This window comes from Paenibacillus sp. Y301 (assembly GCF_059445505.1).
The window spans coordinates 24,581-43,172 of sequence record NZ_JCAIUL010000011.1; the positions used below are offsets into that span (position 1 = coordinate 24,581).

Here is an 18,592-nt window from a genome sequence, read left to right on the forward strand (position 1 = left end):
GCGTATGTTTGCAGTATGGACACTTTGCCTGGCTTTCTTAAGAAGAAAGAAATTACAAAATGGATTAATTGCCTTACTGATCATGTTATCCACGTTACTACTTGCAACCTCAGTTACAGTTATTCTAAATACAGAGAATGTATTTACAGATGTGCACACGCGAACGAATGGCTCTCATCAGATATTAACAATGGGAGACGAACTGCATGATCCTCATAGGGTACATGAGTGGTGGGATATGCAAGAAGGGGTTACTGCATCTAGGTTGATGCCATATAGAACTTTAGCGGGATTAACCCATCAGGGTAAAGAGATTCCAGAACTATTTTTAATGATGATGGATACACCAGAACAAGTCTTTACAGTGGATAAGCTTATTTTTGCTCAAGGGGTTGAGAGCTTGCAACCCAAGATCGGAACAGTGTGGATTCCAACTTCGGCGGCATATACCCATGATATTTCGATAGGTGATACCCTAGGATTTAATACGGGTGAAAGTGACTTTGAATTAAAAGTATCTGCCATCGTGGTTGATATTCCGGAAGGTGGACCTTTTTCAACGAGTGCACGCATATGGATGAACCATCAAGATTATAAGAGACAGTTAGAGGGTATGCCGGGTAAAGACATGTATATGATGGGGCTTAGATACGATGATTCCAGTCAAAGTTCGAAGTATTGGCAGAAGTTTGAGCAATATTTGGGTACCCCATATCTTGAATCCAGAACTGAGTTCGAGGTAATCGCGGCATTCTATCTTATTCTAAATAAAGTGATTGGGTTTGTGATGATTTTTCTCGGATTGATTATGATGTTAGTAGCCTTATATACGATTGGATATACCATTTCTGACGCTATACTGTCCAATTATAGAACGATGGGTGTTATCAAGTCATTGGGATTATCTTCGAAAAGAATGATAGGAATATATGTTGCTCAATATGGTCTCCTATCTACGATCTCGATTATACCTGGATTAATCGTTAGTATATTTGTATCGAGGATGATTATAGAGAGTTCACTTGCTTATATGAAGACAGAGAATAACCCAATCCATATCCAAGGGATGCTAATCGTGTCCAGTGTAGGACTGCTGGTTTTGATTATTGTCATACTGTGTACTTGGGGTTATGCAGGGAAAGCTCGAACAATTCAACCTGTGCAAGCGATTAAGTATGGCATGTCTGAAATGGACAGTAACAAAATGACAAGACGATTGAATTCAACAGGAACGCATAGAATGGGATTTGAACGGTATCCAGTTATGTTCGTTATTGGTTTTAGGAATGTTGTTAAAAATATGAAGGGCTCTTTTTTAATGATAGTTCTTACTACCGTTACATCCTCGGTTCTTGTATTCGGATTTCTACTGTTGAATAGTATCAGTTCAGTCGATAAGACATCGCCAAAGTGGGGGTATGATTCATCTCATTTAGTAGCTTATGTATATAATGACTCTGCCTTTGATCGTGCTTCATTCGATAAGGAACTTTTGTCAGATCCAAGGGTCAAGAATATCAGTTGGATGGGGACAATCACAGGTGTTTTTCCTTCTGATGAGATGCAAGATGGTGATGACTCTATATCGGAATCGATGAGTATCACTATGGCGGTTGCTAATGGAAGCTTGGATGATATGGGTTATACGACATTAAGCGGAACGAATCCTCATAATAAGAATGAAATCGCTCTTGGTGTCAACTTAGCGAAATCGTTAGGTAAAGATATTGGCGATGTAGTAGCAGTGTATATTGAGGGTCACCGACAAACGCTTACCGTCACAGGAATCTATCAGGCGATTGCGAATATGTCCTATTCCGGTAGAGTTACCATGGATCTCATTAAATCGTACAATCCAGATTATAATGAAATGGATACGTGCTACATTAATCTACATGACAGTACGCAAGCCAACCTTATAGTAGACGGGATTAATAGTAGTCAATACAATAATTCCCTTAAAGCATTAAATCAACAGACGTTACTGGAGGCTACTTACAAAGAGGCTACAACCGTATTTAGTATTCCATTTAGTATTATGGGGCTGTTGTTCATCGTTGTTACGTTCATCATTATACTGAGTACTTGTCGCATGAACATTAAGAAAGAAAGTAAAACATACGGGATTTATAAATCCCTTGGTATGACCTCTAGTAATATTAGATTATCTGTAACGATAGGGATCATAGCCCTGTCAGCGATGGGTGCGTTACTTGGGGGAGTTGCGGGGGTGTATGTACTACCTGACATTCTGGAAAGTATTGTATCAGATTATGGAATTGTTGATTTCCCTCTCGTTATCCAATGGTGGTTCGTTATTGGATTTGCCTTGTTAAGTGTCGTGACAGCAGGTATCGCTTCTTGGATGTCATCCCGAGTCATAAATAAAACATCAGCTAGGATATTGGTTGTTGAGTAGGTAAGAAGAGACACCATCGGTAGAACGAGGATACATCTACTGGTGAGTGTCTTTTTGTTTGTATATAGCAGTTAGTTGCCATTAGATTTGATACGAATTACAATAAGGGCGAGTATGAGAAGCATCCAGCTAAAGGAGATTTGTTATGAAAAAACCTACGTTCATTCAGCCTGATCCGCAGAACTGGTTAGAGAAGTTTCACTTCTCATTGCCTATTAAGATCCGTTATTGTGAGACTGATATGTTAGGACATGTGAATAATGTGAGTTATTTCATGTACTTTGAGCAAGGACGCATCGAATATTTCGAGAATCTTGAATTGACAGAGACACTTTTTGGCGAACAAGCGGTATCCGTTGTGGCTGATTTGGAATGTCAGTACCTCGCACAATTGTATTTGAAAGATCCACTAACCTTACATGTACGAGTAGCCAATATTGGACGTTCCTCGATAGATGTGGAATACGCTATAGTTGTTAATCAACAACTGAAAGCAGCGGGACGAGGGGCGATCGTACTAGTGGATACACAGAGTGGAAAAAGTAAGCCGATTCCGGACTTCGCTCGAGAGAAGATCCTTTCATTTGAGGGGAACAGATAGAGTGAAATCTACAGGGTATCCTTATATAAGAAAAACTTATAACTCTATTCCATTTCTATTATTGGACTTCGTGGCTGATCTGTAACTATAATAAAATCATAAGATATACAACGTATAAAAATGCCATGATTTAAATATCATGGCGTTTTTATTTATGTAACGCATCGACATTTGCTGTTTTATCATTGACCATATTGTCACATTATGGTAGCTTGAAACAATATATAAATTAATTCTATCTATTTACTATGATTTAACACGATTGTATTCCTATGTGAGGTGGATAACATTGCAATTTCAGGTCATGAATAGTCCTTTTAATCAAGAGCAAGTAGAACTCCTCAATCGTCTTATTCCAACCTTAACAGAGGGACAACAAATTTGGTTAAGCGGGTATCTTGCGGCTCTTCAAACGTCTAATGCTACCCAGGTTACTCAGCAACCGGCGCAAGAAGGATCAGCTGTCATCGCGGTTAACAGCCCTGTTGCTATTTCCCGGGAAGTAACCGTTCTATTCGGTTCCCAGACGGGAAACAGTCAAGGACTAGCTAAGGCTCTATCCCTCAAGTTGGAAGAACGCGGATTTCAGGTAGCTCTTTCTTCAATGAGTGATTTCAAGTCCAATACATTGAAAAAGGTTCAGAACTTGCTGATTGTAGCGAGTACACACGGGGAAGGAACGCCACCCGATAATGCAATTCCATTCTATGAATTTCTTCATAGTAAGAGAGCACCGCAGTTAGAAGGGTTACAGTTCTCCGTCTTAGCCTTGGGAGATAGTTCGTATGAATTCTTTTGTCAGACAGGTAAGGATTTCGATAAGCGATTAGAGGAACTGGGTGGAACACGCCTGAGCCCACGCGTTGATTGTGATCTGGATTATGATGAATCAGCAGTGGAGTGGATAGAACAAGTATTATCTAACCTCACTTCATCTAATGAAGCCATTGTTGTTGATGGTGCTGTCTCAGCGAAAGTAAATGGAATGATAGCCAATCCGTCAGATTATTCAAGAACGTCCCCTTTTAAAGCAGAAGTGTTAGAGAACTTGAATCTAAATGGACGTGGATCAGACAGAGAGACTCGGCATCTCGAACTTTCTCTGGAAGGTTCCAATCTTCAATATGAACCAGGCGATTGTGTGGGGATCTACCCCGAGAACTCCCATGAATTAGTGAATTCACTGATTGAGCAGATGGGATGGAACGCTGAGGAACTGGTACCGGTCAATAAGAAGGGGGAAGAACGTTCAGTACGCGAAGCATTGTTAAATAACTTTGAGATTACGGTCTTGACGAAGCCCTTGCTGGAACAAGCTGCGAAGTTATCCTTGAACAACGCGTTGCACGCGTTAGTAGAACCTGGACGTGATGTGGAACTTAGGAATTACTTGGATGGGCGCGATTTGTTGGATTTGGTGCAGGATTTCTCTCCTTGGAAAGTAACTGCACGCGATTTCGTATCCATTCTTCGGAAGATGCCTCCACGCCTCTATTCGATTGCTAGCAGTTCAAAAGCCAGACCAGATGAAGTGCATCTCACCATTCGAACGGTGCAATATGAAGCGCATGGACGGGAACGGTATGGTGTATGCTCAACACAGTGTGCAGAGCGATTGGAACCAGGTGAGCATTTACCAATGTACATCCATCACAATCCAAATTTCAAACTTCCTACGAATTCGGATACACCGATCATTATGATTGGACCGGGTACAGGGGTTGCTCCATTCCGAGCTTTTCTTGAAGAAAGAGAGGAATTAGGAACGGAAGGGAAAGCATGGTTATTCTACGGTGATCAACATCTACTTACAGATTTTCTCTATCAACTTGATTTCCAACGTTGGGTTAAAGATGGCGTACTAACGAAGATGGATGTAGCCTTCTCCCGCGATACAGATAAAAAGGTATATGTGCAGCATCGGATGCTAGAGAAGAGTCGTGAACTTTATCAATGGTTGGAAGAAGGGGCTGCTGTATACATTTGTGGTGATGAGAAGCATATGGCTCATGATGTACACAACACCTTAATTACGATTCTTGAACAAGAAGGTGGAAAGAGTAAGGAAGAAGCTGTAGCTTATCTAACCGCTATGCAACAACAGAAGCGTTACCAACGTGACGTATATTGAGACTTAGAACGATAGTGAAAGGAGCTAGCAACCAATGACGCAAAATAAAAAAGTTGTGGTGCAGGATGGTCCACCGAGCGACGTTGAGGACATCAAGACACGTAGCCGATACTTGCGAGGTGAGCTTGAAGAAGAACTCAAAGATGGAATCACTGGATCGATGTCTGAAGATGAGAATCGATTGATGAAATTTCACGGAAGTTATATGCAAGATAATCGGGACTTGAGAAATGAACGGTATCGTCAAAAGCTGGAACCAGCTTACCAATTCATGGTGCGGATTCGTGCCCCTGGGGGTGTTCTGACATCAGAGCAATGGTTGGAGATGGATCGGCTAGCTCGGGAATATACTACGGGATCCATTCGATTAACCACACGGCAAGCTATTCAGTTCCATGGAATTCTGAAGTGGAACTTAAAGAAGAGCATTCGTACCATTAACGATGCATTGTTGACGACACTAGCCGCTTGCGGGGATGTAAATCGTAATGTGATGTGTAATCCTAATCCCTATCAATCTGAAGTTCATGCAGAGGTGTTTGAATGGTCACAACGACTTGCCAGCCATCTTTCACCTCAGACGAATGCCTATCATGAAATCTGGCTTGATGGTGAGAAGGTTGTAGATAGTAGTGAGAACGAAGCCGAACAGGAACCGATTTATGGAAAGGTCTATTTACCACGTAAATTCAAAATCGGTGTGACCGTTCCACCAACCAACGATGTGGATGTGTTCTCTCAAGACCTTGGCCTGATTGCTATTTATGAAGAAGGACAGCTTAAGGGATTCAATGTTGCCGTCGGTGGGGGTATGGGGATGAGCTATGGTGATACTCAGACCTATCCACAATTGGCAAGGGTGATTGGATTCTGTACACCAGAACAAATCATTGATGTTGCAGAGAAGACTGTTACAATTCAGCGGGATTATGGGAATCGATCAACCCGTAAATATGCCCGTTTCAAATACACAATCGATCGATACGGAATAGAATGGTTTATTGATGAACTACAGAATAGACTTGGGTGGAAACTTGAGGAAGCTCGAGCTTATGAGTTCAAACATAACGGTGATCGGTATGGTTGGATTAAGGGTAGCAACGGCAAATGGCATTTGACGCTCTATATTCCAAGTGGTCGGATCGAAGACCAAGAGGGTTACCCTCTTATGACAGGTCTGCGGGAAATTGCTAAGATAAATACAGGGGATTTCCGACTTACTCCGAATCAGAACCTTGTGATCGGTAACGTGACGGCCCAGAAGAAACGTAAAATAGAAGACTTAATGAAAGAGTATGGCCTTACGGATGGGCTACATTATTCGGCATTACGTAGAAGTTCGATATCTTGTGTAGCATTCCCGACATGTGGGATGGCTATGGCTGAAGCAGAACGTTATCTTCCCACGTTATTAGATCGTATTGAACCCATTCTGGCAGAGGTTGGATTGAGCGACGAAGCCATTAATATACGGATGACGGGTTGTCCAAATGGGTGCGCGCGGCCAGCATTAGGTGAGATTGCATTTATGGGTAAAGCTCCAGGTAAATACAATATGTATCTAGGCGCTGGTTTTGCTGGAGAGCGACTCAATAAATTATACCGAGAAAATATTGGCGAAGATGAAATTATAGATATCATAACACCAATGATTCATAAGTATGCTAATGAACGTCAAGTAAGCGAACATTTCGGCGATTTTGTGGTCCGTGCCGGTTATGTCCAAGCGGTTCAATCTGGGTTGGATTTTCATCATTAGATGTCATACAGTAAGGCTGTTCCTGAAGGTCAGGTTAGTAGACTTTTTTGGAACAGCCTCTTTTTTAGTTTACTGTGCGATACCACTACCTCGTTATCTTCATATTTTCTGTTATCCATGCACGTCTTTTTTTTAAATGAAACCTTTCACAGCTAAACGTCACGACTCATGTTATGTTAAAATAAGATATACCACAGAAGAATGAATTGATAACGTGGAAGAGGAGTGCAGAAATGGACATCAGTCAGGTTTATAAAGAATTACAAACACTATTACCAGAAGCGGTAATCCAGTGCCATGAAACGTTAAAAGGGTATGTATATACTCAAATGGGAGGTAACGCGGATATTCGTGTTGTCCCGTCCAATTATGATGAAGTTCAAAGGATCATCCAATATGCAATTGAACATAATCTTAGAATTACAACACTTGGGAATGGATCAAATGTGGTTATTCGAGATGGAGGAATCCGTGGAATTGTGCTACAGATGACGAATCTACAGGATATTACTGTCTCTGAACATATGTTGTGTGCTCAAAGTGGGGCTTCCATTATACATACGTCACAAGTTGCGTTGCAGCACAATTTAACAGGATTGGAATTCGCTTGTGGCATACCTGGTACTGTAGGTGGGGCGTTATATATGAATGCTGGAGCTTATGGTGGTGAAATTGCCGATGTATTACTGGATGCCCTTGTGGTGGATGATGCTGGACGGTTAATAACCTTACATAAAGAAGATATGCAGTGGGGTTACAGACATAGTGTTTTTGCGGGTGGTAATTATACCATTCTTCAAGCCCGATTCGGCTTAGAGTCTGGTGAACATTCCTCCATCAAGGAGAAAATGGATGAATTGACTCATTTGCGGGAATCGAAACAACCGTTAGAATACCCTTCATGTGGTAGCGTGTTTAAGCGTCCACCTAATCGGTTTGCAGGTCAACTGATTCAGGAAAGTGGTCTTCAAGGCGTACGAATCGGTGGTGCAGAAGTATCTACAAAACATGCTGGATTCATTGTTAACGTAGATAACGCTACAGCAAGCGACTATATTGCTTTAGTGTCTCATGTTAGAGACAAGGTTAGAGAGAAATTTGGTGTTGACTTGGAAACCGAAGTTAAATTCATCGGTGAAGAATAACTTATAGATCGCTGAGAACAGCGACGCGTACTTTACAAATAGGTAAAAGTGCCTAAATAGATAAAGGCGAATTCTCACTCCATTTCGAGTAAGAATTCGCCTTTATTTATGTATATTCTCATGCTTTTTACTTTTGAGATTGACTGAGAATATGGCCATCGCCGCTTGCATTTCCATGCCTATGAGACTCTTCATGCGCCATATCTAAGAAATATTTGAGGGACATGTCATATTTAGAACGTTCCACGACATCCACATCGGATAGGTCAAAGATCGACTTGAGTAATAAATATTTAAATATAGGAATCGGAGGAGCGGTGTTACGACCATTATCGAGGCAATAGTTATTCTAAATGGACTGTGGTTGAGTGATTGTTGGTTTGGAATCATCCGAGTCACCACCTAGAATTCATACAATTATTATACAGCAAAACAGGACACCCTTCCTCGAACGAGGAAAGGTGTTCTGAAATGGAGTTCTCATGGCTTTCTAAAAGACGCCTTTATAAATTAATAAACATTAGAGGAGCGTGGCGAAGGGGGAATTTGAAACTGTAGGAGCGATAGCGACCGCCTTTGTCTCCGGATTTCATCCGCTAACAGCGGAACAATTCAAGAAATATGGAGACAACAGTGGCCTCGTATTGATCGGCAGCTTTTTTGGCGATTCATGATTACAGTGAAGATATTATTCTAAAGAAATAATATATTTAGCTCTTGTTGTACTTAACTCTATTTCTTCGAATTCCAGATCGGTGATCTTCAGATCCGTTGTAACAATATCATACGTATCTTGCGGTAGAGGCACCAAGTCACCATCACTGTTCATCGTGCTACCTGAACCTTTTAGAACTACAGCATTATCCAAGTAACCGTCGATGCCTTCATCACGCTGTCTGACCTCGAATTGAGATAATTTGAAGTGAACCTGATCGATGTCATCCTGTTCTCTTTTTTGTACGATGATGGTTTTATCAAGTTGTGTATTTAGCCAATCTGTTAGTTTTTGTATGTCTTGTTCCATAATATCATTCCTTCTGTAATTGGTTTGTATTTGTTCAGTATCTCCAGAATTTCACCTGTAATTCTATATTATTCAATTACCCGGTTGAGAAAGATAGAAACAAGAGGAAGGATTATCATTTAAATGTTGGGTTATATCGGATTTCATACAGGATTAAGCCATGGCACAGGGAATGTATTAATACATAGTGGATGTGATGTTACCCTAGATTAGGGATCAATCTCTATGCGTAAGAATATACATCTATTAGGGTGATCCTCTATGTGAAATTAATAACAAGGAGGTGATGAGATGATTGAACTCGATCATGTTTCTAAATATTATGGTGAGAAAAAAGTAGTGGATGCATTAACCTTTTCGATTAAACAGGGCGAATTGTTTGGTCTACTAGGACCGAATGGGGCAGGGAAAACAACGACCATTCGCATGATGATCGGCTTAGTGCAACCAAGTGAGGGAGAAATAGTCATTAATAACCTCCATGTTTCGCAGCATAGAAAAGAAATTCATTCGCAGATTGGAGTTGTTTTTGAATTACCCAATTTGTATGTCAGATCTTCTATTCGAGATAATCTAAAGCTATTCGCAGATTTACACGGTATCCCCAATGAACGTGTTCTGGATGTTATGGAAAGTTTACAGTTACTTGAGCAACAACATGTGAAGGTGAGTAGCTTGTCTAAGGGATGGAAACAACGGGTATTGATTGCTAGAGCTTTATTGCACCGACCTAAGGTGTTATTTCTAGATGAGCCTACGAGCGGCTTAGATCCAAATACGGCTTCGCTCATACGTCATTATATTAAACAATGTCAACAAGATGGCACAACCATTGTCCTCACGACGCATGATATGCAAGAGGCAGATGAATTGAGTGATCGTGTAGGAATTATGTACGATGGGAAGCTTGTTGCCTTGGATCATCCCCGATCATTAAAAAGCATGTATGGTTCTAAAGAGCTTCTTATCGAATACGAGGAGGATGGACTACCAGTCTCCAAAAGACTACCAGCAGATCATGAAGATACAGCTAAGGAAATATATCTACGGATGTTGAACAAACAAATCATAAGCATGCATACACAAGAGGCTACTTTGGCGAATGTATTTGCTACACTGACGGGGAGTGAGCTGAGTTGAATCAGGTGAATAAGCTAATCCAACATGAAGTGAAAGACTTAGTGCGGAATCCATCGATGATAATACTCACGATCTTACCTATCGTCATGTCGAAGTTGATTATCGAAGTCATTGATAAAAGCGCCAACAACTTCGTGTTATTATCGACGTGGATTTTGTTTGCTCAAGTGATGGTCGGGATTATGATGATGGGACCCAATCTGATCGAAGAACGGGAAAGTAAGACGATGGATGCATTGCTTATTACACCATTGTCTTTCCGACAGATTATTATTGCCAAAGGATCGGCGGTGTTGTTATTCTCGTTATTGTCTCAAATGCTTGTACTTCTTATTAACTATGGTTTCAAAAATGATCTTGCCCTCAACATGCTGTATATGGTGTTAGGCGGCGTTGTTTTTGTACAAATAGGATTAATTATTGGGCTGAAAGTCAACTCATCAAAAACAGGGTCAGCTATATCATCTGCTCTAATGGTCTTATTCTTCTTGTTGCCAACGCTGTATTTGCCATTGCCGGATTGGAGCTATGCTTTTGTAATACTGATCCCTAGTATTGAGATTGTTGAGAACTTGAATAGTATTCTAAATGGGTCAGGAATGATGTTCATAGAGACGGTTCTATTATGTATGTGGATTGGACTACTCACGTTATGGATCCATAAACTAGGGAAATGAAATATAGCTGGCATTAGAACTGTCTCTATTTGGACAGTTTTTTTGTTGTCCAATAGGAGTTGATGGATGATAGAATAAGGATAGTAATGATTATGAATATATTGGAGCTGAGCGTATGTCTGAAGTCCATCATCAATTGTTGACAATGTGTATGATCGAGCATGGTGATCAAGTATTGCTAATGAATCGACCTGATAAAATGGGATACCCTGGGTATATTGCTCCTGGTGGAAAGGTAGAATTCCCTGAGAGTATCGTGGATGGAGCCATTCGAGAAGTAAGAGAAGAGACAGGTCTGATCGTGAAGGACATGATATATAAAGGATTAGATGAGTTCTGCGATCTGGAAACAGGGTTAAGATATATGGTGTTTAACTATCTCGCCACATCCTTTGAAGGGGAGCTAATAGAAGATCCGCCTGAGGGAGAATTGTTGTGGATAGAGAAGTCGAGAGCCTTACAATTACCGATGCAAGATTGGTTCAAGAGAAGGTTCCCACTCTTCTTTCAGCAAGGAACATTTGAGCGTAGTGTGATTTGGAATAAGCGGAGTGATATTACGATAGGAGAGACGATGAAACATTATGGTACAGGTGAAAAAATAACCTCTCAATCCTAAACGAGAGATTGAGAGGCAAGGCAGTTATAATCTGAACTATTATTTTTTTATCGCATGGATATAATGAATCGTTTCGAATGCAGACAAATCATCCGTCCGGTTACGAAAGAAAAGCTCTTGTATCTCATCTGGGGATAGATGTTCATAAATGAGTAAGCCTGATGTTTCTAGTAGATGTTCAATGTCATTGTAGGTGAAACAGGACTTCATGGGTTCTCCACTTGCTGCGGCCATATTCACCATGTTTTGAACTCGATTTGAGATACCCTTTTCTTCAAAAAGTCTCTCATCTGCATAATCAAAAACGATAGAACTTCCTGATGGGACTTGGGCGAATATATTATTTAGTAAGCTTGAAATTTCCTTTTTAGTTAAATAATAAGTAACACCCAGAAGGCTAAAAGTCGTTTTTTTATTCTCGAAACCTTGCTCTATCCATTTCTCATAAGAAAACGTATGGGTGAAGTCCATAGGAATGAAATGAAGATTACGAGGGATGTCAAAATAGACAGAAGCCAATCGATTCTTTTTAAACTCCTGCGTCGTTGGATAATCAATTTCAAATATTTCTATGCTGTTATGCAATTCAGGGTGTCTGTAACAAAAAGTGTCTAACCCAGCTCCCAGTATGACATACTGCTGCATGCCTAACATTAACTCATGAAGTAAGACTTGTTCGCAATATGCAGCCCTTGCTAAGGGCGTTGGAGAAAGCTGGACTTGTGTAATCCACCTCAATATTTCATCGGGATCATTTTGAATCCTTTGGGCAATATTTTTGTTGAAGAATGAAATGCCTTGAATCATATTCTTACTAATGTCTGAAAAATTCTTTAGAGGAAATTAGATCTTTCGCAATAAAATCATCAAAAATTTGAGGTGTGTCATATTTACTATGATAGGCTCGACTAAAAGCTGAGATTAAGGATGTTAAACTGGACTCCTTTGACTTCATACCATATCCTCCCATATAAACAAAAATAAGAATCCCCCGGCCGGGAGAATCCTATTATATTACAGGAAAAAAATAATATCAATTATAGCACATTAAAATTATTTTGTCAATAACTATCCTAGCGAAAAAGTGTTAAATTATACAATTCCCGTCATCACAGCTGTTACCTGTACCGCCTACAACAGTAATGGGGTGTGCGTCATTCCAAGCTTGACGAAGAGCATCGAGGAACACTTCTGTGGGTTGTGCGCCAGAGATCGCATATTTTTCATTCGCTAATACAAAGGGAACTCCTCCTACATTTAGAGAATGAGCACGGCTTTCATCGGAGCGCACTTCTTCGGAATACTTATCACTTGCTAGGATTTGTCGCGTTTCAGTTTCTTCAAGACCAGCCTTCACAGCGACTTGAAGAAGAGCATCAACATCACCAACGGGTAGCCCTTCAGTAAAATAAGCATGGTAAAGTTGTTCGCTGACTTCTTCCACGAGCCCTTGTGTAGCAGCGTGGTGGATTAGTCGATGGGCATCAAAAGTATTTCCAGATTTCATGAGATCGAATCGATAGTCAAGTCCATCTTTGGCCGCTAAAGTTGTAATTTGTGCCATCATCTGGCTCACTTCTTCATGCGATCTCCCCATCTTTTTAGATAAGGAATCTGTGAAATCGCCAATATGACGTGGTGTTGAAGGATCAAGCTCGAAACTACGCCAGATAACCTCCACCTCATTACCATGTTCGAATGCAGATAAAGCCTTCTCAAATCTTCTTTTTCCTATATAACACCATGGACATGCAATATCAGACCAGAATTCTACTTTCATTGTCATAATCAATTCCCCCTTCGGTACCCCTATCTATCATCATAATGATTACAGATATAAAAATCAACTTTACCCTCCTTATATTTCATTGACAAGATTTTTGTTATGAACTAGAATTTCGACAACAGAGATAATGGACGTGAGAGGGTTGGTCTTAAGAGTATGAGTAGAATATGGAAAATAAGAATGAAGGGTGCAGAACCATTTATTCATGTGTTGCTGTTGCGGTCTTTATTGAAATGGATTGTGTTAGGTGGATTGGTAGGTTTATTATCTGGTAGCGCATCTGCTGTATTTCTAAAAAGTCTTGCGTATGTGACTCAGATTAGATTAGAACATCCATGGGTGTTGTTCTTGTTACCCTTAGGTGGAGCTGGTATTAGTTATCTTTATTATAGATATGGAAAGAATAGCACCAAGGGCAACAATCTGATCATTGAGCAGATTCAAGAGCAGACTTATGAACCTGTACCTTTACGTATGGCTCCACTTGTCTTATTAGGAACACTAGTAACACATCTACTAGGTGGGTCCGCGGGACGAGAAGGAACGGCGGTACAGATGGGAGGCAGTTTAGCAGAACAGATTGGCAAATGGTTGAAGATCGGACCCCTGGATCGGCGAATTCTATTAATGTGTGGTATTAGTGGCGGATTCGGTTCAGTATTTGGGACCCCCATTGCTGGAGCTGTTTTTGCTATTGAAGTGATTGCTATAGGAATGATTCGGTATGATGCGCTAATTCCTTGTTTCGTAGCGAGTTTTGTAGGGAATTTGGTTGCCATGAATGTATGGGGTGTTACCCATATTCATTATCCTATAGGTGAAGTCCCAGTACTATCGCTGATGGTCTTATTAAAAGTAACTTTAGCAGCAGTATGTTTCGGGTTAACTAGCTTATGCTTCAGTGAATTAACACATTTCCTCAAAAAAGTCTTGGCATCGATCCTTCCTAACCCCATGTTAAAAAGTGCTGTCGGGGGTGTCCTTATTATCGTCATGGTATATCTGATTGGATCACGAGATTACTTAGGGTTAGGTATCCCACTCATAACGGATTCCTTCGAAGACAAGGTTCATCCGTTTGCTTTCCTTGGGAAACTACTCTTCACATCCGTTACGTTAGGAGCAGGGTTTCAAGGTGGGGAGGTGACACCGTTATTCGCGATTGGTGCAACGTTAGGGAATTCATTAGCTGGAATCCTTCATTTGTATGCGCCATTTCTTGCTGCATTAGGATTTATTGCCGTTTTTTGCGGTGCAACGAACACACCTCTAGCTTGTTTCTTGATGGGGATTGAATTGTTTGGTTCTGAGGGTGCGATATTTATGTTTGTTGCTTGTTTGATAAGTTACTTATTCTCAGGGCACACAGGGATTTATACCTCCCAAATGATTGGTGTATCCAAAAGCCATCTGATGCAAGTCCCACTCGGATCAAATTTATCTTCGATCAAAAAGCATAAAAAAAGGTAACATCCACCTAAGTGTGGATGTTACCTTGTGGATTTATATTTACCACTGTGAATGATATGGACGATTACTTCGATATCATGAAGAGAATCCTCTGTTAACAGGAAGTTATTCTGCTGATGTAGTTCCTTCCACCTTTTAACATTAGATCGAAACAGTGAATTCTCCAGATTTAACACGTCACTTTGAATAGCTAACCCTTTGTTATAGCTATTCCTTATTTCTGAAGCGATAACCTTTGCTGTGTCTTTTTTTAAAGTTGGATTTGATGTGGGTTCAATTAGCTCATTCAAATAGATATTAGCGCTAACTTTCACGTTGTATTGTACTTCTCCTGCTACAACTTTTGGGATAATAGCATGACGTGGCTTTATGATGACCACATTTGCTACGGGATCTTCTGCCGGAACATTTGTTGGTACTCGATCAATATCTTTTTGTAGCCATCGGACACCCTGTAGGTCTTCTTCTGACATCCATCCGAGTAATTTATCATGTCTTAACATAAATGCGCCATTTGTTTTGAGTAATGACATTTTCTTCTCATCTTCCAACCATGTTTTGTTATCGATAGCAAGAGAAGGTATCATTACAGATCCGCTACCTTCTGAAGAGTCTGCAATCACTTTATATCCATATTCCGGCTTGATAATAGAAAATTGTTCATATACTTGCTGTGGCGTACTCAGAATGGATTCAATGGGTGAGGCATTTAGCAAGGATTTCAATGCGAATATTTTAGCTATGGGTTCCTTCGTGCCATAGATTAGAACGTTATACCGTATTTCACGATAGCGATTGACAGTAGAATAGACTTGCTGGATTTTTCCTTCATGCTTTAATAAATTCTCACTACATACAATAGTCCTAACATGACCCCAGAACACTCTCTCTTGTGCTGTAGAATAGAGCGAACTAGCGGCTTCAGATACAGTCCTGCCTTCACCTTGTCCGATCCACACAGGTACTATTTTCCCCACTTCCACGGATTCGTTTTTCGCTATATTGGCGAAATTAAGAATCTGTGCATAGGCTTTGTACTTGCCATCAACATAATCAAAACCTAGAGCGTTAACATAGGCCATTTTTTCGATTTCTTTAGCGTCCCAGCAACCTGATAATAGGGCTAAGGAAATAACACTGACTAATAGTCTTTTTATGATTGTCATGAAGGATCTTCCTCTTGATGATCAGAGTCGATGGTATTTAAGTCTTGCGGTTTTTGATTCATTTTAGTCCAAGGGAAACGTAATACGGACTGAACAATATCTTTGAAATTGGGAGGTGACAGTGGTGAGAAGTAGGGAATTCCGAATGTTTGCAATCTTGACATATACAAGATCATAAGGACTACTCCCAACAAGAGCCCATATATCCCAAGAACTGAAGACATCAGAAACAGTCCAAGTCTTATAAGACTAACTACCGAACTGAGGGATTGATTAACCAAAGTTACCCCACAGACAGCAGTAACGCCTCCGATAACCACGACGGAAGGTGATACTAGTCCTGCACGAATAGATGCATCTCCTATAATTAACCCTCCGATGACTGTTAATGTCTGTCCAATTGTACTGGGTAATCGGACACCCGCTTCACGAAAGATTTCGAGAAGAATAAGGAGTAAGAACATCTCTACAGGTGATGTGAAGGGAAGACCGATTCGTGCAGTTGATATCGTAGCCATTAAATAGAAGGGTATCTCATCCGGATGAAATGTAGTTAAAGCAACATAAGCTCCAGGTAGTATAATGGACAATACAAAACTTAGTGCACGAATGAGACGAACAAACGAAACGTAAAAAAAACTAAAATGAATATCCTCAGGTGATTTCAATAGCAAAGTAAATGTCCCCGGACCAATAAGTACCATAGGGCTTCCATCAATAACAACCACAAATCTTCCATTCAGTAATGAACTAACTACGTAATCTGGACGACCCGTGAAATCCAATAATGGAAAGAGAGAGTATTTAGAATCAGACAGGATTTCCTCAAGTTGACCAACACCTGAAATTCCATCAACATCAATATTATCCAGTCTTCGTTTTATCTCCTTCAGAATCTTTGGCGAGATGATATCTTCGAAATAAAGTAAGCCAACCTTAGTTTTGGTTCGTGTGCCAAGAATATATCTCTCATAACAAAGTGATTTACTACGAATCCGTTTACGAATTAATGCAACGTTCACGACGACACTTTCTACAAAACCATCCTTCGGTCCTTTAATGGATATTTCAGTACTCGATTCTTCCGGAGTTCTTGAAGGGATCTGACTGATATTTACCGTTAAGAACGTATTCAGTTGCGGAAAAAATACGACAAGATAACCTTCAAATAAAACCTCAAAAAGGATCTCCTTGGATGCCTCCTTCTCAAGCGATACAAGTTGTAAAGACCCATACATCGTTCCTTGGTGAAGAATGAATTCGTTATGTTCTTGATACAATTTCTGCAATTCTGCTAATACGGTACGGTTGATTAGATCAGATTGTATCGTTCCTTCACTATAGATAAGAACTATCTCTGACGACGGGGAGTCATCGTAATGATGAACAAATACGGATATATCTGCAGATTTCTTGAACATGTCCTTCAGTTTCTGTGGAGTCCAAAGTACTTTGTTGTCTTCAACTGAATGATGGCTCAAGTAGAACCCCCCTTAGCAGGTTTGGTGAAAAGTGAGATATAAAGCCACAGTAAAGTGAGTAACACACTTACTATTAATGTAACAGGAACAAATATACGATACGTCCATTGGTAGAAGTCATTCTGGCTAATAGGAAGTAATGACAGTAGAATGAAACTCGTCGATATGAAAAGAAGAAATCGTGTACGTGTGACCTGATTTCTAAAAGGTAACATATCTCCAAGTAAATACTGAACAAGACTGACTCGAATCGTTGCTCCAGCTAACCATTGAAATACAGATAAGAAATCAACATGTTCAATATAGGCTCCGAGCCTCAGAAGCCGCCATTGTTCATAGGGTGACTGAAACTGTTTGGAAGCTTCATGAGGGCCAAATTCAGTAATGGCTCCTATAATTGGACCTATGGATATGTAAATTAAGATAGCTCCTATTAAGATGATCTGCCACACACGAATTTTAGTTTTTAAATGATGTTGCATAATGACAATGATGAGTAACTCCGTAATTCCCCCGCCAACATACACTAACCCATTAAAAACGGGACCCCATCCATTTTCTAACATAGGTTGTAATCGTTCATAATCTTTCTGTGGAATATTCGTTACACTTACAAAAATGCCAAGTACAATAACGATGGGAAGTAGGATTCCAGAGCCGATCGCAATGGATTTCAGCCCCACTTTGGCACAGTAAAAACATACAAGAACTAAGCTAATCACTAACACTATCCTTGGAGTAGAGGGAAGATAGCTTGTAAAAGTCCATGTTACGGTATGGTATATCGTTGTTCCCCCTATTAAATAGAGTTGAATAAACATGGGAATGATGAGTATCCACGCGACAATGGGATGGGTGCGTTGAATAAGCCATGGTAGTAATTTTTGTTGCCCAGATTTCTTCATAAACAGGGCAATAAAGACGAACCAAGGGATGAATATAAAGAAGGAGATAATGATCGAAATCCATGAATCCCTACCTGCTGAATCTAGAAGCATTGGGTTGATAATGACGTGTGTCATCAGTCCGTTGCTTAACATGAGAATCATAATGGTCTGTAAAAAACTTATTTTTCCAATGGATGCACTCATCTTTACCACCTTCATTCTTAGCACGTTAGCGTTCTTTCCCTTTAAGTTTCCCTTGAAAACCAATTTCTATGTAATCAATACGG

The 18,592-nt window shown here is 40.2% G+C and carries 14 protein-coding genes and 2 pseudogenes; 9 read left to right on the forward strand and 7 right to left on the reverse strand.

Going from position 1 to position 18,592, the window contains the following annotated elements:
* The first annotated feature begins 4 nt into the window (after window positions 1-4).
* The 5 genes from AC1D69_RS18065 (at window position 5) to murB (ending at window position 8,055) form a co-directional block, all read left to right on the forward strand.
* The gene (locus AC1D69_RS18065; protein ID WP_495457545.1) at window positions 5-2,419 is read left to right on the forward strand and encodes an ABC transporter permease; all 2,415 of its coding nucleotides are present in this window, start codon (window positions 5-7) and stop codon (window positions 2,417-2,419) included.
* 145 nt (window positions 2,420-2,564) lie between these two features.
* Window positions 2,565-3,020, forward strand: a complete 456-nt coding sequence (locus AC1D69_RS18070) for an acyl-CoA thioesterase (RefSeq protein ID WP_495457546.1) — start codon at window positions 2,565-2,567, stop codon at window positions 3,018-3,020.
* 289 nt (window positions 3,021-3,309) lie between these two features.
* A complete protein-coding gene (locus AC1D69_RS18075) occupies window positions 3,310-5,151 on the forward strand; it encodes an assimilatory sulfite reductase (NADPH) flavoprotein subunit (protein ID WP_495457547.1) in 1,842 nt (613 codons plus the stop codon).
* Between the two features lie 34 nt (window positions 5,152-5,185).
* Window positions 5,186-6,910, forward strand: a complete 1,725-nt coding sequence (cysI, locus tag AC1D69_RS18080; protein WP_495457548.1) for an assimilatory sulfite reductase (NADPH) hemoprotein subunit — start codon at window positions 5,186-5,188, stop codon at window positions 6,908-6,910.
* Window positions 6,911-7,143: 233 nt separating this feature from the next.
* On the forward strand, window positions 7,144-8,055 hold the full coding sequence (murB, locus tag AC1D69_RS18085; RefSeq protein WP_495457549.1) for a UDP-N-acetylmuramate dehydrogenase: 912 nt from the start codon (window positions 7,144-7,146) through the stop codon (window positions 8,053-8,055).
* A 187-nt stretch (window positions 8,056-8,242) separates the two neighbouring features.
* Here the strand turns inward: murB and AC1D69_RS18090 are convergent.
* Together AC1D69_RS18090 and ymzB are read right to left on the reverse strand one after the other, a co-directional pair.
* A pseudogene (locus AC1D69_RS18090) lies at window positions 8,243-8,404 on the reverse strand (transposase family protein); the annotation flags it as partial.
* A 339-nt stretch (window positions 8,405-8,743) separates the two neighbouring features.
* Entirely contained in the window at window positions 8,744-9,079 is a 336-nt protein-coding gene (gene ymzB, locus AC1D69_RS18095) for a protein YmzB (RefSeq protein ID WP_495457550.1), read from the reverse strand.
* 291 nt (window positions 9,080-9,370) lie between these two features.
* Between ymzB and AC1D69_RS18100 the strand changes: the two genes are divergently transcribed.
* The 3 genes from AC1D69_RS18100 (at window position 9,371) to AC1D69_RS18110 (ending at window position 11,515) form a co-directional block, all read left to right on the forward strand.
* The gene (locus AC1D69_RS18100) at window positions 9,371-10,219 is read left to right on the forward strand and encodes an ABC transporter ATP-binding protein (RefSeq protein ID WP_495457551.1); all 849 of its coding nucleotides are present in this window, start codon (window positions 9,371-9,373) and stop codon (window positions 10,217-10,219) included.
* Window positions 10,220-10,224: 5 nt separating this feature from the next.
* The gene (locus tag AC1D69_RS18105; protein ID WP_495457663.1) at window positions 10,225-10,896 is read left to right on the forward strand and encodes an ABC transporter permease; all 672 of its coding nucleotides are present in this window, start codon (window positions 10,225-10,227) and stop codon (window positions 10,894-10,896) included.
* A 115-nt stretch (window positions 10,897-11,011) separates the two neighbouring features.
* The gene (locus tag AC1D69_RS18110) at window positions 11,012-11,515 is read left to right on the forward strand and encodes an 8-oxo-dGTP diphosphatase (protein ID WP_495457552.1); all 504 of its coding nucleotides are present in this window, start codon (window positions 11,012-11,014) and stop codon (window positions 11,513-11,515) included.
* Between the two features lie 39 nt (window positions 11,516-11,554).
* On the opposite strand, the pseudogene AC1D69_RS18115 reads toward AC1D69_RS18110, so the two are convergent.
* Together AC1D69_RS18115 and AC1D69_RS18120 are read right to left on the reverse strand one after the other, a co-directional pair.
* Window positions 11,555-12,470: pseudogene (locus AC1D69_RS18115) on the reverse strand (class I SAM-dependent methyltransferase).
* Between the two features lie 132 nt (window positions 12,471-12,602).
* Window positions 12,603-13,301: a DsbA family oxidoreductase gene (locus tag AC1D69_RS18120; protein WP_495457553.1), complete on the reverse strand. Its 699-nt coding sequence runs from the start codon at window positions 13,299-13,301 to the stop codon at window positions 12,603-12,605.
* Window positions 13,302-13,457: 156 nt separating this feature from the next.
* On the opposite strand from AC1D69_RS18120, the gene AC1D69_RS18125 reads away from it, so the two are divergent.
* Window positions 13,458-14,771: a voltage-gated chloride channel family protein gene (locus tag AC1D69_RS18125; protein ID WP_495457554.1), complete on the forward strand. Its 1,314-nt coding sequence runs from the start codon at window positions 13,458-13,460 to the stop codon at window positions 14,769-14,771.
* A gap of 20 nt (window positions 14,772-14,791) precedes the next feature.
* Here AC1D69_RS18125 and AC1D69_RS18130 read toward each other — a convergent pair whose 3' ends face one another.
* From AC1D69_RS18130 to AC1D69_RS18140, 3 genes are read right to left on the reverse strand one after another with little or no spacing between them, the layout of a single operon-like run.
* On the reverse strand, window positions 14,792-15,937 hold the full coding sequence (locus AC1D69_RS18130) for a Ger(x)C family spore germination protein (protein WP_495457555.1): 1,146 nt from the start codon (window positions 15,935-15,937) through the stop codon (window positions 14,792-14,794).
* A complete protein-coding gene (locus AC1D69_RS18135) occupies window positions 15,934-17,418 on the reverse strand; it encodes a spore germination protein (protein ID WP_495457556.1) in 1,485 nt (494 codons plus the stop codon). The genes AC1D69_RS18130 and AC1D69_RS18135 overlap by 4 nt, the downstream gene beginning before the upstream one ends.
* The gene (locus AC1D69_RS18140) at window positions 17,415-18,509 is read right to left on the reverse strand and encodes an endospore germination permease (protein WP_495457557.1); all 1,095 of its coding nucleotides are present in this window, start codon (window positions 18,507-18,509) and stop codon (window positions 17,415-17,417) included. Before AC1D69_RS18140 ends, AC1D69_RS18135 begins: the two co-directional genes overlap by 4 nt.
* Window positions 18,510-18,592 lie beyond the last annotated feature (83 nt).

Bases quoted from the DNA above. Each gene is read 5' to 3' on its own strand.
- AC1D69_RS18065 (WP_495457545.1), top strand. From the start codon at position 5: ATGTTTGCAGTATGGACACTTTGCCTGGCTTTCTTAAGAAGAAAGAAA.
- AC1D69_RS18070 (WP_495457546.1), top strand. From the start codon at position 2,565: ATGAAAAAACCTACGTTCATTCAGCCTGATCCGCAGAACTGGTTAGAG.
- cysI (WP_495457548.1), top strand. From the start codon at position 5,186: ATGACGCAAAATAAAAAAGTTGTGGTGCAGGATGGTCCACCGAGCGAC.
- murB (WP_495457549.1), top strand. From the start codon at position 7,144: ATGGACATCAGTCAGGTTTATAAAGAATTACAAACACTATTACCAGAA.
- ymzB (WP_495457550.1), bottom strand. From the start codon at position 9,079: ATGGAACAAGACATACAAAAACTAACAGATTGGCTAAATACACAACTT.
- AC1D69_RS18100 (WP_495457551.1), top strand. From the start codon at position 9,371: ATGATTGAACTCGATCATGTTTCTAAATATTATGGTGAGAAAAAAGTA.
- AC1D69_RS18110 (WP_495457552.1), top strand. From the start codon at position 11,012: ATGTCTGAAGTCCATCATCAATTGTTGACAATGTGTATGATCGAGCAT.
- AC1D69_RS18120 (WP_495457553.1), bottom strand. From the start codon at position 13,301: ATGACAATGAAAGTAGAATTCTGGTCTGATATTGCATGTCCATGGTGT.
- AC1D69_RS18125 (WP_495457554.1), top strand. From the start codon at position 13,458: ATGAGTAGAATATGGAAAATAAGAATGAAGGGTGCAGAACCATTTATT.
- AC1D69_RS18130 (WP_495457555.1), bottom strand. From the start codon at position 15,937: ATGACAATCATAAAAAGACTATTAGTCAGTGTTATTTCCTTAGCCCTA.
- AC1D69_RS18140 (WP_495457557.1), bottom strand. From the start codon at position 18,509: ATGAGTGCATCCATTGGAAAAATAAGTTTTTTACAGACCATTATGATT.